Source organism: Kribbella sp. VKM Ac-2568, assembly GCF_004345365.1.
Taxonomy (GTDB): Bacteria; Actinomycetota; Actinomycetes; order Propionibacteriales; family Kribbellaceae; genus Kribbella; species Kribbella orskensis.
The window spans coordinates 76,359-95,154 of record NZ_SLVF01000014.1; the positions used below are offsets into that span (position 1 = coordinate 76,359).

Annotated in this window: 14 protein-coding genes; 9 read left to right on the forward strand and 5 right to left on the reverse strand. The window is 69.4% G+C overall.

Annotated features, from left to right (window positions below; all coding sequences use genetic code 11):
• Window positions 1-21 precede the first annotated feature (21 nt).
• Window positions 22-627 carry a hypothetical protein gene (locus EV648_RS33855; RefSeq protein WP_132194726.1) on the forward strand — a complete coding sequence of 202 codons (606 nt, stop codon included), beginning with the start codon at window positions 22-24 and terminating at the stop codon, window positions 625-627.
• Window positions 628-835: 208 nt separating this feature from the next.
• On the opposite strand, the gene EV648_RS33860 is transcribed toward EV648_RS33855, so the two are convergent.
• The gene (locus EV648_RS33860) at window positions 836-4,288 is read right to left on the reverse strand and encodes a S8 family serine peptidase (RefSeq protein WP_132299193.1); all 3,453 of its coding nucleotides are present in this window, start codon (window positions 4,286-4,288) and stop codon (window positions 836-838) included.
• A gap of 140 nt (window positions 4,289-4,428) precedes the next feature.
• Between EV648_RS33860 and EV648_RS33865 the strand changes: the two genes are divergently transcribed.
• The 4 genes from EV648_RS33865 to EV648_RS33880 all read left to right on the forward strand — a co-directional run bounded on the left by EV648_RS33865 (window position 4,429) and on the right by EV648_RS33880 (window position 11,031).
• On the forward strand, window positions 4,429-5,406 hold the full coding sequence (locus EV648_RS33865) for a helix-turn-helix transcriptional regulator (protein WP_199234963.1): 978 nt from the start codon (window positions 4,429-4,431) through the stop codon (window positions 5,404-5,406).
• A gap of 155 nt (window positions 5,407-5,561) precedes the next feature.
• Window positions 5,562-6,311: an ABC transporter ATP-binding protein gene (locus tag EV648_RS33870; protein ID WP_132299194.1), complete on the forward strand. Its 750-nt coding sequence runs from the start codon at window positions 5,562-5,564 to the stop codon at window positions 6,309-6,311.
• Window positions 6,308-9,088: an ABC transporter permease gene (locus tag EV648_RS33875; protein ID WP_132299195.1), complete on the forward strand. Its 2,781-nt coding sequence runs from the start codon at window positions 6,308-6,310 to the stop codon at window positions 9,086-9,088. The genes EV648_RS33870 and EV648_RS33875 overlap by 4 nt, the downstream gene beginning before the upstream one ends.
• A 155-nt stretch (window positions 9,089-9,243) precedes the next feature.
• Window positions 9,244-11,031 carry a glycerophosphodiester phosphodiesterase family protein gene (locus EV648_RS33880; RefSeq protein ID WP_132299196.1) on the forward strand — a complete coding sequence of 596 codons (1,788 nt, stop codon included), beginning with the start codon at window positions 9,244-9,246 and terminating at the stop codon, window positions 11,029-11,031.
• 31 nt (window positions 11,032-11,062) lie between these two features.
• Here the strand turns inward: EV648_RS33880 and EV648_RS33885 are convergent, their stop codons facing one another.
• Window positions 11,063-12,118, reverse strand: a complete 1,056-nt coding sequence (locus tag EV648_RS33885; RefSeq protein ID WP_241995857.1) for a glutamate--cysteine ligase — start codon at window positions 12,116-12,118, stop codon at window positions 11,063-11,065.
• Window positions 12,119-12,234: 116 nt separating this feature from the next.
• On the opposite strand from EV648_RS33885, the gene EV648_RS33890 reads away from it, so the two are divergent.
• Entirely contained in the window at window positions 12,235-12,972 is a 738-nt protein-coding gene (locus EV648_RS33890; protein WP_132299197.1) for a HipA family kinase, read from the forward strand.
• The gene (locus tag EV648_RS33895) at window positions 12,969-13,373 is read left to right on the forward strand and encodes a DUF3037 domain-containing protein (protein ID WP_241995858.1); all 405 of its coding nucleotides are present in this window, start codon (window positions 12,969-12,971) and stop codon (window positions 13,371-13,373) included. Before EV648_RS33890 ends, EV648_RS33895 begins: the two co-directional genes overlap by 4 nt.
• An 81-nt stretch (window positions 13,374-13,454) precedes the next feature.
• Here the strand turns inward: EV648_RS33895 and pgm are convergent, their stop codons facing one another.
• Together pgm and EV648_RS33905 are read right to left on the reverse strand one after the other, a co-directional pair.
• Window positions 13,455-15,080 carry a phosphoglucomutase (alpha-D-glucose-1,6-bisphosphate-dependent) gene (gene pgm, locus EV648_RS33900; protein ID WP_132299198.1) on the reverse strand — a complete coding sequence of 542 codons (1,626 nt, stop codon included), beginning with the start codon at window positions 15,078-15,080 and terminating at the stop codon, window positions 13,455-13,457.
• 53 nt (window positions 15,081-15,133) lie between these two features.
• Window positions 15,134-16,684, reverse strand: coding sequence for a fused MFS/spermidine synthase (locus EV648_RS33905; protein ID WP_132299199.1), 1,551 nt, complete (start codon window positions 16,682-16,684; stop codon window positions 15,134-15,136).
• An 80-nt stretch (window positions 16,685-16,764) separates the two neighbouring features.
• Here EV648_RS33905 and EV648_RS33910 point away from each other — a divergent pair, with 80 nt between their 5' ends.
• Window positions 16,765-17,262: a maleylpyruvate isomerase family mycothiol-dependent enzyme gene (locus EV648_RS33910; RefSeq protein ID WP_158294144.1), complete on the forward strand. Its 498-nt coding sequence runs from the start codon at window positions 16,765-16,767 to the stop codon at window positions 17,260-17,262.
• On the forward strand, window positions 17,259-18,176 hold the full coding sequence (locus EV648_RS33915) for a hypothetical protein (RefSeq protein ID WP_132299201.1): 918 nt from the start codon (window positions 17,259-17,261) through the stop codon (window positions 18,174-18,176). Before EV648_RS33910 ends, EV648_RS33915 begins: the two co-directional genes overlap by 4 nt.
• A gap of 151 nt (window positions 18,177-18,327) precedes the next feature.
• On the opposite strand, the gene EV648_RS33920 is transcribed toward EV648_RS33915, so the two are convergent.
• On the reverse strand, window positions 18,328-18,696 hold the full coding sequence (locus EV648_RS33920) for an MmcQ/YjbR family DNA-binding protein (RefSeq protein WP_132299202.1): 369 nt from the start codon (window positions 18,694-18,696) through the stop codon (window positions 18,328-18,330).
• Window positions 18,697-18,796 lie beyond the last annotated feature (100 nt).

Here is an 18,796-nt window from a genome sequence, read left to right on the forward strand (position 1 = left end):
GGGTCGGGCACCATTGGGCGAGTGACCGCACCTACGCCGCGCCGGCCGATCCTGCCGGGTGCCAAGCTGTTCGAGTCGCTGCCTGGCGCCCATGACCCGGCGGCGGTCGCCGAGGTCGCGCACCGGACGGCCGAACTGCTCGTTCGCGGCGCCCGGTCGAGCGATGACGCCGACGTGATCGCGCGGGTGGTCAAACTGGCCGACGACTACGGTCTGGACGAGTTGGCCGACCTGTGGTCGGATGCCCCCGCCGATTCGCTGCCCGGCACGCTCTGGCGGCTCTACCTGCTGCGCTCCTGGGTGCACACCTCGGCCGAGGACGTCTCCCGCGAGTACGACACCGGCCGCAAGTACGCGGAGGTCCACGCGGTGGTGGCGGGCGTCGCAGATCCGCCGGGGCCGACAGAGGTCAAGGACATGGTCGACGCCGTACTGCGGGGCGTGGCGACGGGTGACTTCGCCACCACGCTGGACCGAGCCGCGGCGTTCGCACGGATCGTCGCGACCGGCCGGGCGCACCTGGCCGACGACGGGCACGACCAGGTCCGTTCCGCGTCCCGGCTGGTGGAGATGGCAGACCAGTTGCAGGTGGCCGCGCGGACCGAACGCGCCGGCCAACTCTGGTAGTTCGCCGCGCTGTCAGGTTGTTCACCGCCGGGGTACTTGCAACCTGACGAACAAGGTGTTATCGGCGTCCGATGCGTGACATCTCAACAGGACAAGGGGTTTGGGCACCCGTTACACTGTTGGAGGTGTCGGGCCGCGGTAGCCCCGGGTCCCAAAATTAGCCGCTTCGAGCGGCCACGCGCCGTGAGGCGCTTCCCGGTCCGGCACCTCAAATCCTCTCCCGTCGCCGTCGTCGCGCGGGCCCATCCGTGAGCCGGGCATCCCAGCGCCCCCTGGGATGCCCGGCCCGGCTGTGAGGTGTCCAGCGAATTCCGTAGAAACGCTTCAGGGTCTGGGTGACCGACTTCCCGTTCGCGTCGGTCAGCTCGACCTTCAGCGTGACGAAATCGGTTGCCAGGGTGTTGTCCACGCTCGCGGTGACGTTCGCCCCGGTGTTCTTCACCGGTACGTCGAGCCAGGTCCCGCCGTCGTCGTACGACGCCCAGGCGCGGGCCGAGGTGATGTTGCCGGGCTGGTACCACTCCCCCGCGCCGACGGTGATCGCGATCGGGTAGTCCTTGACCTTCGGCGCCCGGTCGTTCGCGTCGACGTTCAGGTCGTAGTCCGGGAACAGCAGCGGCAGCGGCTTGCCCGTGTCGGCCGAGGAACCACGCCACTTCCACCGGGTCTCCGCGTCGGTCGGTGACTCCCAGACGTAGCCGGTCCGCTGCCAGTGGTTGAGGTTGTAGACCAGCTCGAGGTCGGTCGCCTCCGCCGGCACGTCCCAGACGCCCTGACCGTAGTACCCGTACTGACCGAGCGAGACCCCGTCGGCGAGTAGTTCGGTGCCACCGAGATCCAGGAATCCCTGCATCGAGAAGTGGCCCGGCTGGGTGTCCGACCAGCTCGGGAAGTTGCTCCAGATCGTGTTGCCGTCCCGTGCCGCCGGGACCTTCGTGAGTCCGGTGGTCTGGTCCCGCAACATGCCCGGACGCAGACCCGCCTTCCACCAGGTCTCGGTGTGGTGACTCCCCGGCTTGTACGCCTTCGCGCTCGACGTCATCAGGGTGGCGAACGGCCACGCCATCGCGTCGCTGTGACCGACCATCTGGGTCACCTTGGTGTCGCGTTCGGCCGTGACCAGGTGCTCGACCCGCGTCGGCGCCGCCACCGAACCACGGCTGCCGGTCGGGATCAGGTTGAGGCTCCACGGCCGCCACACGTCGGTGTACTCGGAGTAGGTGTGGTTCTTGCCGGGCGTGTAGTAGGTCGCGTCGATCGACGCGAGCTGCCGATCGCGCACCCTGTGGTCGACGCCGCCCTTGATCTGCTTGGCGTGGGTGAACGCCAGGCTGTAGAGGTACGGCGACGGCGCCAAGTCGGGTGATCCGTACAGCCAGCCCTCCACCACCTCGAACGTGCCGCGGGTGGCCTTCGACTTCGTGTCGGCCAGGTACAGCGCCTTCAGGGAACCGGCGAAGCTGTGCGTGCTGGTCAGCACCCAGTCGTCGACCACCCGGCCGTAGGTGAGGCTGCCGCCCTTGCGCACACTCGGGCGTTGCGTGGTCACCTTCGCCTCGGCGGCCTTGCGCGCGTCGTACGTGATGGTGGTGTTCTCCTTCAGCGTGATCTCGGGATCGCCGAGGAACGCGTACGACTCGACCAGTTCGTCAGCGCCAGGCGTGGCGACGACCGCCGCCAGGGAGTAGGTGCCGGCCCGTAGGTGCAGAGTGCGGTCGGCGCCGTCGAACCCGATCCGCTGCGCGGCGATGCTGTCGAGGTCGAACACGTCCAGCGAGGTGATCGACGACGCGGGCTTGCCGTTGCGGTCGATCATCTTGACCGTGACATCCACGTGCTGCGGTTCGAGGTAGAACCCGAGCGGAGTGACGACCGTCCGGCCGTCGTTGCTGGTGGCAACCACCCGCGCGCTGATCGCGCCGTACAGGCCGTAGTCGAGGTCGCCGGACGGGTCGACGACGACGGGCAGGGTGGCGGACGTGCCGGCCGGGATCTGCAGCGAGGTCGCTGCCAGGCGGATCAGGGTCTTGGGCAACCGCTTGCCGTTGTTGCCGCGGAGGTCGGCGTTGAACCTGAGGGTCACCGGCGTCTTGCCGGAGTTGGTGTAGGCGAGCTGCTTGGTGGTCTTCTCCGACGGCGTGTGCGGCCAGGCGAAGGTGCCGAGGTCGGTCGTGCCCGGTCCGGTGACCTGCTGCCGGACGGCGTTGGCGACGTCGAGCTCACCGGCGCCCTGCTCGTAGATCCCTGCCGTCGAGGCGGAGCGCACGGTGCTCTGCAGGACGGACTTCAGCTGCTGACCGGTCCACTCGGGGTGCTGCTGCTTGAGGATCGCCGCCGCGCCTGCGACATGCGGCGTCGCCATCGAGGTGCCGTTCATGTCCGTGTACGCCGAGTCGCCGCGCCCGCCTGCCTTGGCGGCGGTGATGCCGACGCCCGGCGCGGCGATGTCCGGCTTGACCGCGTGGTTGCCGAGCACGGGACCGCGGCTGGAGAAGTCCGCCGTCGTGGCGGTCAGGTCGGTCGCCGCCACGGTGAGGGCGGAGGCCGCACATCCTGGGCTGGTGATCGTCTCGGCCGGTCCGTAGAGGTTGCCGGCGGCCACCACCACGAGCACGCCCGAGCTGGCGCTGATCCGGTCGACGGCCGCGGCCATCGGGTCGGTGCAGTCGACCGGCTCGGAGGTGCCGATGCTCATGCTGATCACATCGGCGCCCTCGGCAACGGCCCACTCCATCCCGGCGATGATCCAGGACAGGTCTCCGTTGCCGGAGTCGTTCAGCACCTTGCCGGAGAGCAACTGCGCGCCTGGCGCGACGCCCTTGTTCCGGCCCTCCGACGCCACTCCCCTGCCCGCGACCGTCGACGACGTGTGCGTGCCGTGCCCGTCGTGGTCGGCGGCATCCGGGCTGTCGGTGAAGTTCTGCTGCGCCTTGACCGCCCCGACAAGATCCGGGTGCTCCGCGTCGACACCGGTGTCCAGTACTGCGACCGTGGTGCCCGAGCCGTCGAACCCGGCCTGCCACGCCTGCGGCGCCCCGACGTACGGGACGCTCTGGTCGAGGGTCTTCTTCACCTTCGCGTCGAGCCAGATCTTGTCCAGGTCCCGCCCGGCTGGGGCCGAGATCGAAGTGAGCGCTCTCCAGGTTTCCCGCGCCCGCTCCTTGTCGGTGCGCAGGGCGGCGGCACCGACCGACGGCAACGACCTCGTCCGGGTGGCTCCGGCTGGTACTGCCTGCTGGGCGAGGCGGGCCGTCGGCTTGTAGGTGGTGATCACCGGGATGCGATCGGTGGACGCATCGTCGTAGCCCTGGCGGATCAGCCCGCTGACGTTGAACAGCGCCTCGTCCACCTTGCCGCTGAGGACGAGCTTCGCCGCGCTGTCCGGTACGACGTACAGGTCCTTGCCGACCGTGCGGGTCTCGTAGCCGGAGGCGGCCGGGTCGGCGGGGACGAAGCGAACGCTGCTGCGTCCACCACCCGCGGGAGCGACCTGGACCTTGTCGCCGGTGAGCAGGGTGACGACCTTGGCGCTGTCGACCTGGACGGGGAGGGTCGGGGAGGTCCGCGGGGCGGCCACCGGGTTTGGGGCGGCGGAGGCCGGGACAAGTACAGAGGTCAGCAGCGCGGTTGCGGCCGCGCCGACCAGGAACCGGTGAACCATCGGACCACCTTCGGGAGGTTAGGAGGACTGCGCGGTAGTCCATCGCAAAACCGCCAGCAAAAGAGCACCCTGTGCTGGCAAGATTGCGACAATTCCGATACCCGCCAGCTGTCACCACTCAGCCGCCCCCGGGAGGCATCGTGCTCGACGTGCTCGGACTAGAGGACTCCGAAGAACTCGCCTACCGCGCCCTCGTCGAGGTTCCCTCGTACGACGCCGAGGGGCTGGCCGGCCGGCTCGGCTGCCACCCGATCGAGGCGGCCCGCTCGCTGGCCGCGCTGGAGTCGCTGGGCCTCGCAGCCCGCTCCAGCGGCGGCACCGACCGGTACGTCGCGTCGCCGCCCTCTGTGGCTCTCGCGGCGCTGGCAGTCCAGCGCGAGGACGAGCTCCGGCGGGCGCAGCGGGAGATCGAGTCGCTCACCGAGGTGTACCGGGGGACGGACACGGAGCGGTCGGTGGGCGACGTGGTCGACGTCGTCCGCGGGGCCAAGGCGGTCGGGCAGCGCTTCGCACAGTTGCAGATGTCCGCCCGCGAGGAGGTGCTCGGCTTCGTCAAGGCGGAGATCGCGGTCGTCCCGGCCGAGGAGAACACCGAGGAGGACGCGGCGGTCAGCCGGGGCGTGCGGTACCGGGTGATGATCGAGCGCAGCTCCTTCGAACGGCCTGGCTTCTTCGCCGCCGCCTCCGACTCGCTGCAGGCGGGTGAAGAGGTCCGGGTGGTCCAGGAGCTCCCGATCCGGCTGCTCATCGTGGATCGCCGGATCGCGCTGGTGCCGCTGCTGTCCGGCTCGGAGCGCAGTATCGGCGCGCTGATCGTGCATCGCAGCGGCATGCTCGACGCCCTGATCGCGCTGTTCGACCGGGTCTGGCGCGACGGTCTCCCGCTGGTTCTCGGCACGGACGGCATGGTCGGGAGCACACCCGGCGACGGCCTGCCCGAGCTGGATGCCCGCATCCTCGGGCTGCTGCTGGCAGGGCTGACCGACCAAGCGGTGGCAAACCAGTTGGGCCTTTCGATGCGCACGGTCCAGCGCCGCGTCCGGGCCTTGATGGACCTGGTGGCCGCCGAGACCCGGCTCCAACTCGGCTTCCAAGCCGCCCGCCGCGGCTGGCTCTGAGCAGCCTGCGGTCTGGGAGCCGGGGGCGGGCAACCAGGGTCGAGCCCGGGAAAACCCCCTATCGGGATCCACCGAACGCGAGCAGACTCGACCGAAAGGTAAAGGGATGAGGCCTGCTGGGGCGGCCGCTGATCAGCCAGGGAGGGGCGATCGGCATGGAGGGGCAATCGAACGGACAGACGTCCGTCGTTCTCGCGGGCGACGTCGTACGGGTCTATGGCGAGGGAGACACGGCGGTCCGCGCCTTGCGCGGGGTCAGCGTCGACATCGCGCCCGGGCAGCTGACGGCGGTGATGGGGCCGTCGGGATCGGGCAAGTCGACGCTGATGCACATCCTGGCCGGCCTGGACAAGCCGACCTCGGGCTCGGTGCAGATCGACGGCACCGAGATCACCACGCTCGGCGACAACGACCTGACCAGACTGCGGCGCAAGCACATCGGCTTCATCTTCCAGTTCTTCAACCTGCTGCCGATGCTGACCGCGCGCGACAACGTGCTGCTGCCGATGACGATCGCCGGGGAGAAGCCGGACCCGGCCTTCTTCGACGAGTTGATCGACCGCGTCGGGCTGCGGGACCGGCTCACCCACCGGCCGGCTGAGCTGTCCGGCGGCCAGCAGCAGCGGGTCGCGATCGCGCGGGCGCTGGTGTCGCGGCCGACGGTGATCTTCGCCGACGAGCCGACCGGCAACCTCGACTCCCGGACCAGCGGCGAGATCCTGAACCTGATGCGGGCCTCGGTCGACGACTACGGCCAGACCACGGTGATGGTCACCCACGACGCTCGCGCCGCCACCATGGCCGACCGGGTGCTCTTCCTCGCCGACGGCGAGATCGTCAAGGAGACCGGTCAGGCCAGCCAGCACGAGATCCTGCAGATCATCGACACGCTGGACCTGCAATGATCCGGTTCGCACTCCGCGGCCTGCTCGGCCGCAAGCTCCGTACTGCGCTCACGGCGGTCGGCGTCGTCCTCGGAGTCGCCCTGGTCTCCGGCACCTACGTGCTGACCGACTCGATCTCGAGCGCCTTCGACTCGATCTTCTCGGAGAACTACAAGAACACCGACGCGGCGATCACCGGGAAACCCGCGTTCGAGCTGAGCGACGACACCGCCGGCGTGGCGCCATCGTTCGATCAGAGCCTGCTGCCGAAGGTGGCCGAACTGCCCGAGGTCGACCTCGCCGACGGCGCGGTCGCGGGTGAGGCGCAGCTGATCGGCCGCGACGGCAAGGCGATCGTCTTCGGCGGCGCGCCGAACCTCGGCTTCAGCGTCAACCCGGACCGGCCCGAGTTCAACTCCCTCGCCCTGGTGAGCGGCGACTGGCCCGCTCCGGACGAGGTCGTGATCGACACCAAGACCGCCAAGGAGAAGGGTTTCGCGGCCGGCGACACGATCGGCGTCCAGGCTCGCGGCGCGGTCCAGCGGATGCGGATCTCGGGACTGGTCGAGTTCGGCGCCGTCTCCTCGATCGGAGGCGCCACCCTGGCCGGATTCGAGCTGCCGACCGCGCAACGGCTGTTCGACAAGCCCGGCAAGCTGGACCAGATCCTCCTCACCGGCAAGGACGGCACCTCCCCGCAGCAGCTGGTCGACGCAGTACAGAAGATCCTGCCGGAAGGCACCCAGGTGCGGACCGCGGACGAGCAGGCGGCCGAGGACTCGGCCGGAACCGCCGGCTTCCTCGACTTCTTCCGGACCTTCCTGCTGGTGTTCGGCGGCATCGCGCTGTTCGTCGGGTCGTTCGTGATCGCGAACTCCCTGTCCATCACCATCGCCCAGCGGACCCGCGAGTTCGCCACCCTGCGGACGCTCGGCGCCTCCCGCCGTCAGATCCTCGGCTCGGTGGTGCTCGAGGCACTCGTCACGGGCGTGGTGTCGGCCGCGGTCGGGTTGTTCCTCGGCCTGGGCATCGCCACCGGCCTGTTCAAGATCTTCGACGCGGCAGGGTTGACGCTGCCCAACAACGGACTCGTGTTCCGCACCCGAACCGTCCTGGTCGCGCTGGCCGTCGGCATCCTGGTCACCTTGCTGGCCAGCCTGCGGCCCGCCTGGCGAGCCACCCGGGTGCCGCCGATCGCCGCCGTACGGGAAGGCGCCAAGCTGCCGCCCGGCCGGTTCCACCGGTTCCGGCCTCTGGGTGCCGCCCTGCTCGCTGCCGGTGGCGTCGCCCTGGTGATCGCCGGCTTGTTCGTCGACGGGCTCAGCACCACCGCGCTGTTGTCCCTGCTGGCGGTCGGCGTCCTGCTGATCTTCATCGGCATCGCCCTGTTCGCTGCCCGGCTGGTGAAGCCGTTGGCCGCGGCCTCGGACCCGATCGCCCGCTGGTCCGTTGTCGTCCTGTCAGCGCTGGCATGGCCGCTGTTCTCCTTGCCGTACTGGCTGCTGCGCCGCGGATTCTGGGGACCCGGGTCAGGCGCGAGCCGAGCCGGTGGATTCGTGCTCGGCGCAGTACTCAACCCGATCCTGCTGGTGATCGTGGCAGTGATGGCCCTCCGTCGCGCTGTGACCTCTTGGCAGCCGGAGTGGCCGGCGGACTTCCCCGGCGTACTGTCGGATCGGCCGGCGGTACAGATCGGCGGGCAGAACAGCCGTCGCGATCCGCAGCGGACGGCGTCGACCGCGGCGGCCCTGATGATCGGGCTGGCGCTCGTGACCTTGGTGGCGACGCTCGGTGCCGGGATCATCCGGCCGTTCGAGGACGCCGTCGACAAGATCTTCAGCGGCGACTACGCGATCGCCGCGCTGAACAACTTCAGCCCGCTGCCTCCGACGGTGGCCGCAGCCGTCGCGGATGTGCCCGGCGTGGAGGCGGTCTCCAGTGTGCGCGGCGGCCAAGGACAGGCCTTCGGCGAGACGATCAACGTCACCGCGGTGGACACCCAGGCTCCCGGAGTACTGCGGTTCGACTGGGAGGGTGGATCGCAGGCCACCCTCGGCGAACTGGGCCGGGACGGCGCCATCTTGGACGAGCCATATGCGACGAAGCACAACCTGCAGGTCGGCTCCCAGTTGTCGCTGACGACCGTTGGTGGGGCCACTCTGCCCCTGACCGTGCGCGGCATCTTCAAGCCGCCCGCGGGTGGTTCGCCGTTCGGCAACGTGACGATCTCGACGACGACCTTCGACGCCACCAACCCGCAGCCGCAGAACCTCTACACCTTCGTGCGGATGCAGGGCGGCGTCACCGCCGCGAACACGGCAGCGCTCAACTCCGCGCTGAAGTCGTTCCCGAACGCCAAAGCGCAGACCCGCGAACAGTTCAAGGACGCCCAGGCGAACGGCATCCGGAGCCTGCTGAACGTGCTCTACGTGTTGCTCGCGCTCTCGGTGCTGGTCAGCCTGTTCGGCATCGTGAACACGCTGGTGCTGACCGTCTTCGAGCGGACCCGGGAACTCGGCATGCTGCGTGCGATCGGCCTCACCCGGCGGCAGGTGAAACGGATGATCCGGCACGAGAGCGTGATCACCGCGCTGATCGGCGCGGTGATCGGGATCCTGCTCGGACTCGGCCTCGCCCTGCTGCTGGCCGCCCGCCTGGACGAGGTCAGTTTCGCCGTACCGACCGGGCAACTGGTCATCTTCGCCATCGTGTCGGTGGTGGTCGGTCTGTTCGCCGCGATCTGGCCCGCGCGCCGGGCCGCCCGCCTGAATCCGCTGGAGGCGCTGCAGTACGAATAGCGGTCTGTCGGCGGGTTCCGGCACCGTTAGTCATCACCTGGCGACTCCAGGCTCACCATTCCGCCCTTTTTCGGCTACCTTCGCGAGGGCCACGGTCCATCTGAGCGGTGGACCATCGGCCCGTCCGCCCCGTGCCCCGAAGAAGGGAACCCCTCATGCGCCGCCTCCCCCGCGCGCTGCTTCCGCTTGCCCTGGCCGCCGGTCTGCTGTTCCAGAGTGTGGTCGCGGTGCCTGCCGGCGCCGGCCGTGGCCGCGAGTTCGACATCCAGGCCCACCGCGGCGGCCTCGGCCTCACCGTCGAGTCCACCGTCGCCTCGTTCTCCCGTGGTCTGGAGGTCGGCGTCAGCACGCTCGAGCTGGACGTCCAGATCACCCAGGACGGCCACGCGGTCGTCACCCATGACCGCAAGGTCACCGGCGCCAAGTGCAAGGACACCGGTCCCTACACGCCCGGCGACCCGGAGTACCCGTACGTCGGCAAGTTCATCAACACGCTGAGCCTCAAGCAGGTCAAGCAGCTCGACTGCGGATCGCTGCCGCAGGCCGGCTTCCCCGGCCAGACCCCGGACCCGGGCGCCCGGATGCCGGAACTGCGGGACGTGTTCGACCTGGTCCACCGCTTCCACGCGGACAAGGTCAAGCTGAACATCGAGACCAAGGTCGAGGCCGGCGCGCCGAACGAGACCGCGCCGCGCGAGCAGTTCGTCCAGGTGGTCGCGCGCGAGATCCGCACGGCGAAGATCAGCCGTCAGGTGACGATCCAGAGCTTCGACTGGGGCGCGCTGATGCGGATGCGTCAGGTGGCCCCTGAGCTGCCGATCGTGGCGTTGACGAACTACGACTTCCTGCAGACCGGCCAGCCGGGCAAGTCCCCCTGGCTGGGTGGGATCGACATCGACGACTTCGACGGCGACCTGGTCAAGGCGACCAAGTCGTTCGGCGCCGACGCGATCTCCCCGGTGCACGGGTTCCCCCAGGACGGCAAGGTCACCGACCCGGCGTACCGGCCGTACGTGACCACGGACATGGTGCGCTCGGCGCACAAGGCCGGTATGAAGGTCGTGCCGTGGACGGTGGACGACCCGGCCACGATGCGGTCGCTGATCGACAAGGGTGTCGACGGCATCATCTCGGACTACCCGGACCGGGTGCGGACGGTTGCCCAGGACGAGGGCTTCCGGCTGCCCACGGCGTACGACCAACCTGCGATCCGGGCGCTGCCGACGGCTCACGCGCACAACGACTACGAGCACCGGCGGCCTCTGCAGGATGCGCTCGATCGCGGCTTCAACAGCGTCGAGGCCGACGTCTGGCTGATCGACGGCGAGCTCCGCGTCGCCCACGACCAGGAGGACGCAGTACCCGGCCGCACCCTGGAGAGCCTGTACCTGCAGCCGCTCGTGAAACAGGTCAAGCAGAACCACGGGCAGGTCTACCGGCACGGCGCCGACTTCCAACTGCTGATCGACATCAAGAGCGACGGCCCGAGCACCTATGCGGCGATCGACCAGGCGCTGCGGGAGTACCGCGACATCAGCACGATCTACGTCAACGGCCACACCTACCCCGGCGCGGTCACCTCGGTGATCAGCGGCAACCGCCCGCTCGACGTGCTGAAGGCGCAGAAGGTCCGGTACGCCGGGTACGACGGCAGGTTGTCCGACCTGAACTCCAAGCTCCCGGCGTCGCTGATGCCGCTCGTGAGTGACAACTGGTCCAACAACTTCACCTGGCGCGGCGTCGGGGCGTTCCCGGCGGACGAGCGGGCCAAGCTGCGGGACATCGTGACGACGGCGCACCACGCGGGCTACCGGGTGCGGTTCTGGGAGACGCCGGACACGCGTGGAGCGGCTCGCGAAGCCGTCTGGTCCGAGCTGGTCGCGGCTGGCGTCGACCACCTCAACACCGACGACCTGCACGGTCTGGAGGACTTCCTGCGCTAGGTCCTGCCGCTGGCGCCTGGTTGGTGCTTGGTCAGGGCTTGATTTCCGTGAGGGCGACGATGTCTTCGCCCTCACGGAAGGCCTTGCGCTGCTTGGCGGCGCCGTTGCCTTCTCTGAGCAGCCGCTGGAGGCTCTCGTCCACCAGGTCGAGCTCGTTGAGCTCCTCGAGCGCCGGAGTCACGTGCTGCCGCAGTAGGTCGAACAGCTTCGGCATCGGGAGTGTCTGGGCCCGGAGCACGTCCAGCCCGTCGTCGGACAACCCGTCACGCGCGGACAGCCAGTACGCGGCCCGCAGTACCTCTGGCTCCAGCTTCGGGCCCAGGCCTCCGTCGGCGAGCGCGGTCATCACCAGGGCGCGGATCAGCGTCGCGAGCAGCACTGTCTCGTCGATGGTCAGCGGGACGTCGCTGATGCGCACTTCGACCGTCGGCAGATGGGTGGACGGCCGGATGTCCCAATAGACCATCCGCTCGTCCATGATGCTGCCCGACTCGAGCTGCATCGCCACCAGCGCGTCGTAGTGCTCAGCCGACTCGAAGTACGGCGGTGGGCCGGAGCAAGGCCAGCGAGAAAACATGATCGAGCGCCAACTGCTGAAGCCGGTGTCAGCGCCCAGGTAGATCGCCGAGTTGGCCGTCAATGCCAGCAGCGTCGGCATCCAGGGCCGGAGGTGGTTGCTGACCCGGATGGCGGCTTCCTTGTCCGGCACGTCGACGTGCACGTGACATCCACACACGCTCTGCTCGCGAGCCAGCTGCCCGTAGCGCGCCTCCATCTCCAGGTAGCGCGGCTTGTTGGTGATCAACTGCACCGCCTCACCACCAGGCGGTACGGCGATCGCCAGGAGCTTCGCGCCCTCCTCGGCGGCGGCACGGGCCAACTGCGAGCGGAGGCGCTGCAGGTGATCGCGGAGCTCGGCGGGCGTGTCACAGACGGGGAGGTTGATCTCCACCTGTGCCTGGGTCAGTTCGAGCTCCACGTCGATGCCCTCGGCCTCGGCGGCGACGGCCTTGCTGCGCGGCAGGGGTCGACCGCTGGCGGACACCAGCAGCAGTTCCTCCTCAACGCCCATGGACGGATGGGTCAAGGTGTCTCCTCGGTTCGGTGCACTCCGAGGTACCCGGCCCGCTCAGGGCGGAAACAGCGCGCCTGGCGTGCGGTCCGCGAGCGGGTGGCCGGCAGCCATGGCCTAGGCTCTGCGGCGTGAGTCTGCCGATCGTCACCGCCACCCGGTACGTGCTGCCGCTGCGCGAGGGTGGATCGCTGCCGGGCGTTGTCGAAGGCAACGATCTCGGCACCTACGTGCTCAAGTTCCACGGCGCCGGCCAGGGCCCGAAGGCGCTGGTCGCCGAGATCATCGTCGGCGAACTGTTCCGCCGGCTCGGCCTGCGGGTGCCCGAGCTGAAGCTGATGGAACTCGACCCGGCGATCGGCAAGTCGGAGCCGGACTACGAGATCCAGGAACTGCTGATCCGCAGCGCCGGGCTCAACCTGGCCGTCGACTTCCTGCCCGGCGCGTTCGGGTACGACGGCTCCACCGGCAAGCCGGACGACGCCACCCGGGCCAAGATCCTCTGGCTGGACGCGTACGTCGCCAACGTGGACCGCTCCTGGCGCAACACGAACCTGCTGGTCTGGCACAAGGACCTCTGGCTGATCGACCACGGAGCCGCGTTGTACTTCCACCACTCCTGGATGTCCGCGGAGAAGTTCACCGCCCTCGCGTACGACGCGGCCGACCACGTGTTCGCCGACGTCGCCCCGCAGGTGCCGGGGATCGACGCGGAACTGGCGGCGGCGATCACGCCGGAGCTGCTCACCGAGGTGCTCGATCTGGTGCCCGACGAGTGGATCGCCGAGGGCGACCGGGAGCGGTACCTCCGCCACCTCTGCGCCCGGCTCGCCGAGCGGACCGCCTGGCTGCCTGGTGGTGCCCGGTGAATGACGTGGTGAATGACGTGGTGAACCTGGTGCCCTTCGACTACGTGATCCTGCGGGCTGCGCCGCGGATCGAGCGCGGCGAGTTCGTGAACGTCGGCGCCGTGCTCTACTGCCGCTCGCTGGACTTCCTCGGCGCCGCCTGGGACGTCGAGCCGAACCGGCTGAAGGCCCTGGACCCGGCGGTGGACGTGGACGTCGTGTGCGCGTCGCTGGAGCACATCCGCGCAATCTGCGCGGGTGACCCGGACGGCGGCCCGGCGGCAGCCACCCGGATCGGCGAACGCTTCCGCTGGCTCGCGGCGCCCCGCAGTACGGTCGTCCATCCCAGCCCGATCCACAGCGGCCTGACGAACGACCCCACCGCAGACCTCGACCGCCTGGTCGAAGCGTTCGTCCGCTAGGCCTCGAGGGCTAGCGGACGAACGCTTCGACCAGGCGGTCGAGGTCGAAGCGTTCGTCCGCCTGGTCGAAGCGTTCGTCCGCTAGGCCTCGAGGGCTCCTGATACCACCTCGCGGGCTTGGGCGAAGACCTCGTCCAGGTGGTCCTTGCCCTTGAAGGACTCGCCGTAGATCTTGTAGAGGTCCTCGGTGCCGGACGGCCGCGCGGCGAACCAGGCCGACTCCGTGGTGACCTTCAGCCCGCCGATCGGCGCTCCGTTGCCCGGGGCACTGGTCATCCGATCCAGGATCGGCTCACCGGCCAGCTCGGTCGCGGTGACCGCGTCGGCCGAGAGCGCGGCCAGCTTCGCCTTCTCCTCGCGGCTGGCCGGCGCGTCCACCCGCGAGTATGCCGAGGCGCCGAACCTCTCCACCAGCTTCGCGTGCGCTTGCGACGGGGTCTCGCCGGTCACCGCCGTGATCTCGCTGGCCAGCAGCGCGAGCAGGATGCCGTCCTTGTCGGTGGTCCAGACCGTGCCGTCGAACCGGAGGAAGCTCGCGCCCGCCGACTCCTCGCCACCGAAGCCGACCGAGCCGTCGATCAGACCGGGTACGAACCACTTGAAGCCTACCGGCACCTCCCACAGCCGGCGGCCGAGGTCCGCGACCACCCGGTCGATCAGCGACGACGACACCAGCGTCTTGCCGACCGCGACCTGCGGACCCCACTGCCGGTTGGCGAACAGGTAGGAGATCGCCGCGGCCAGGTAGTGGTTCGGGTTCATCAGCCCGGCGTCGGGCGTGACGATGCCGTGCCGGTCCGCGTCTGCGTCGTTGCCCGTGGCCAGGTCGAAGCGGTCCTTCTGCGCGACCAGCGAGGCCATCGCGTACGGCGAGGAGCAGTCCATCCGGATCTTGCCGTCGTGGTCCAGCGTCATGAACGACCAGGTCGGATCGAGCCGCGGGTTCACCACGGTCAGGTCGAGGCGGTGCCGCTCGGCGATCGCGGCCCAGTAGTCCACGCTCGCGCCACCCAGCGGGTCCGCGCCGATCCGGACGCCCGCACTGCGGATCGCGTCCAGGTTGAGCACCGCGGGCAGGTCGTCGACGTAGTGACCGAGGAAGTCGTACTCCCCCGCCTGCGCCCGGGCCGCCTCGAACGACTTCCGCCGTACTTCGCGGTTGCCGCCGGCGATCAACTCGTTCGCGCGGGAGGCGATCCAGCCGGTCGCGTCGGAGTCAGCGGGACCACCGTGGGGCGGGTTGTACTTGATGCCGCCGTCGCGCGGCGGGTTGTGGCTCGGCGTGATGACGATGCCATCCGCACCGGCGCCCGCGCCACGGTTGAGCCGCAGGATCGCGTGCGACACCCCCGGAGTCGGGGTCAGCCGGTCAGCGCTGTCCACCAGTGTCTGCACGTCGTTCCCGGCGAGCACCTCGAGCACGGTGCGCCACGCGGGCTCCGACAGGCCGTGGCTGTCCCTGCCCACCAGCAGCGGACCCGTAGTACCTTCTCCCGCGCGGTACTCGCAGATCGCCTGGGTGATGGCCAGGATGTGTGCCTCGTTGAAGGCGCCGTCGAGACTCGAGCCGCGGTGGCCCGACGTACCGAAGACGACCTTCTGGGCGGGGTTCTCGACGTCCGGCGTGATCCCGTCGTAGGCCGCGAGCAGCGCGTCGACGTCGACGAGATCCTCGGGCTGTGCGGGCTGACCTGCGCGTGGGTGCATGTGGACATGCAACAAGCCTTCGGCGGCTTCCACAACTCCTGCGGTGGCGCGTCTCAGCTCGGGTAGGGAGTGAGCAGCTGATCTACCGGTGCGTAGTCGTCGGTGAGGACCGGTCCTGCACCGACGAAGCTCCGCACCGCGGGGGCGTCGGAGAGCAAGGTGGACCGGCCGGCCAGGCGCTGCCGGATCGCCGCGGAGTCGATGGGCTGGTCCGACGCGAGCAGGACGAAGTTGCCGCCCTCGGCGCCGCTCAGCGCGTTCGGCCTGGAGATCACGGCGACGTGCGGGAACTCCGCCTCGAGGGTCCGAGTCTCGGCCTTGGCGAAGGCCTGCGGCGGGTAGTCGATGACGTTGACCAGGTAGAGGCCGTCCGGCTTGAGCACTCGCCGGACGTCGGCGACCACCTCGCGGGTGGTCAGGTGCCACGGCACCGCCACTCCCCCGAACGCGTCCATCACCACCAGGTCCCGGCTGTCAGCCGGCTCCGACCGTACGCCGAGTCGCCCGTCGCGCACCTGCAGGTTGAGGCCCGGGCCCGGCTCGGCGCCCAGTTCCGCCTTGTTGATCTCGATCACCCCCGAGTCGATCTCGTACACCTTGTTCTCGGTGCCCGGCCGGGTCGCCGTCAGGTAGTGCGGCATGGTCAGGCCGCCACCACCGACGTGCAGCGCGGTCAACGGCTGCGCGCCCGGCCAACTGCCGTCGATCGCGGCACCGAAGTCCTTGGTGTAGGCGAACTCGAGGTGCTTGGGGTCGTTCAGGTCGACGTAGGAGTGCCGGAGCTGGTCCAGGTACAGCGTCCGGCCGCCTTCCCGGCTCGGGTCCGCCACCACGCGGGCGCAGTGGTACGCCGTCTCGACCTCGCACGGCCTCGGCGCGAAGGCGGTCAGACCAGTGCCGATCAGGGCTAGCACGAGCGGGCGCGCGGCTGCCTTCAGCCCCCGGAAGTAGATCGTCAGCGCGGCACCGCCGACCACCAGGACGCCGCCGAGCCACAGCACGATCGTGCTCGTCGGGACCTTCGCGACGAAGACGAACCCAGTGAGCACGGTGCCGACGATCGCGCCCACAGTCGCGTAGGCGGACAGCCGTCCGACTACCGTTCCGGTCTGCGTGAGGGTGGACAGCCGGAGCTTGGTCACCATCGGCGTCACCGCGGCGAGCAGCGACGCCGGCAGGAACAGTGCGATCGCGACGGCGAGGAACACGGCGTCGCCGGCTGAGCCGCGGACCGCCTCGCCGGTCCAGCGGACGACGGGGAGGATCAGGAGCACCAGAGCCCCGCCGAACATGATGAGCGGGCCGAGCGTCCTGGTCGGCGGGACAGCGTCCGCGAACTTGCCGCCCATCATGGCGCCGGTGGCGATCGCGGCCAGGGCGACGCCGATCACCGCGGTGTTCGTCTCGAGGGTCAGCCCGAGGTACGGCGCGACCAGCCGCAGGGAGACCAACTCGAGGACCAGCACCGCGGCCGAACTGCCGAACGCAAGGGCGATGGCGACCTTGTCACCGACCGTCTTGCCACCCTGTCCGGCGCCTGCCTGCTCGTCGCTAGCTTGTTCCCCGCTGGACTGCCGGGCGGGCGTATCTGCCGTCTCGCTCACCGCGCCACCCTATCGACGCCTGTCGAATTTCGCGTCGGCCGTTCGTCAGGGTTTCAATGAGATCCAGAGGAGGTTCTGCCATGGACGCGACCGAGAGTGCCGACCTGTACGCCGCGACGCGGGCGCGGGTGACCGAGGCGGCGCAGGCGTTGACCGCCGAGCAGCTGAACACCCGGGTGCCAGCGTGCCCCGACTGGACCGTGCACGACCTGATCTCGCACCTGGCAGGTGTCGCCCGCGACTTCGTGGCGGGCAACCTGGACGGTGCACCCCGGCCGCCCTGGACCGCAGTACAGGTGAAGGCTCGTCAGGTTCTGCCCGTCGACGCGATCCTGGAAGAGTGGGCGGAGACCGGACCGACGCTGGAGAAGCTGATCCGGAGCGGCAGCACGACCCATCCGCTGGTGTGCCACCCATATGTGGACGCGGGCACCCACGAGGCTGATCTGCACGGCGCGATCGGCACCGGGCGGCCGCCGTGTCCCGCCTGCCACAGCGCCCTGATCCTCAGCACGACTGAATTGCCTTGTGGACAAGGCGGTTTCGATAGTCGGAGGCTCGTACTTTCCTTGGCATGAGCAAACGAATCGTCGCCTTCTGTTCCGATCTCATCACCGCTGCCGGCCCGCAACCCACCGACGAACTGGCCCGCCGGGTAGCCGCGGCCGGCCTGACCAAGTCGACCAACCCGGTGACCACGGTCCGCACCGCGCTGCGCCAGTCGCCGATCATGGTGCACCTCCCGGACGGCCGGTTCGACAGCGCCCGGCGGATGCTCGACGGTGCTGCCCTGACCCACCGCGTCCGCTACGGCACCAAGGACCGTCAGGTGCTGTTCACCGGTCCTGAGCTCGCGGTGCTCGACCACCTGCTCGTGCACGAGGGCTCCCTCGCCCTGGCGGCCGGCGGGGCCGTGACGTCCTCACTCGGCGAGTTCGGTGGCTGGTGCGGGCCGCCCGACTGGCTACCCGACGTCCCGACCGATTCGCTGCTCGCCTTCCGTCTCAGGAACGGCCGGCTCTGGGTTGAGCCCGTCGCACCCGAACCACCCCGCCAGAGCTCCGAGCTGGAGCGTCTTCGCGTCGTGCTCCGGCGGCATCTGAAGTCCGACGACAGCCTGAACAACTGGCGCAGCCACCACACCCTCGGGCATGTGATGCTCCGCGCCATCGCCGAGGTCCCCGATCTGCTGATCGACCCCCTGCCGCCGCTCGACGAGGTCCTGCAACTGGGCGATGAGCGCTGGGCTCGTGACTGGCCGGTGGAATCCGTCGAAGGGCTCCGGCCGGGACACCGGGTCGTCCTCGAAGACGTGCCGGGAGCACTGGTGACCGCCCTCCGCCCGGGATGCCGAGCAGCTGGGCGTGACCACTGGCGAGTTGACGGTTCTCTTGCTGTCGGCCGCCACCTACCGAACAGCCATGCCCTGCCGTCACGACGCCCGAGCGGCTTGGCTGGCCGATCCGTCGGGCCCTGCGCGCGAGCTGCCTGAGCTCACCCACGGCCGGGACTCACGCGAGCTCCCTGATCTCAGCCAAGGCCGGGATGACTGCGATGTCGCCGAGGACGACTTCTCCGAGCACTGGTCCGAGGATCTCGCTGCTCTCACCAGCGATTCGGCCTCGCCGAGTGGCTGAGTCGCCCTACTGCGGTCCGGACTGGTCGAGCTGCGCGATCAGCGTCTTCGGTGCGATCTGGCGGTAGGCGTCGTCGACGATCTCCTCGAGCTGGTCCCAGTCCACTCCCTCGACATCCAGATACACCCCCAGCCAGCCACGATGACCGACGTACGGCGGCCGGAAGAAGTGCTCCGGATCGGCCGCCACCAGCGACTCCTGGACACCCTCGGGAGCCGCGCACCAGAAACCGGTCCGGTCGTCGTGATGCTGGTCGGCGAACATCACGAACGTCTTCTTCCCGCGGATGAACCAGGTGGGCTCCCCATGACTCAACCGCTCAGATGTCTCCGGCAACCGGAGGCAGAGCTTCCGCAACCTGTCCAACCCATCCACCACGACCACCCTGCCTCTCCACTGCCGCCCGGTCCCGCCTCAGTCGTCTCACCCTCCCACCGGACAGGAGCGATCGTCTTGTCGAAACGGGAGCTCGTTT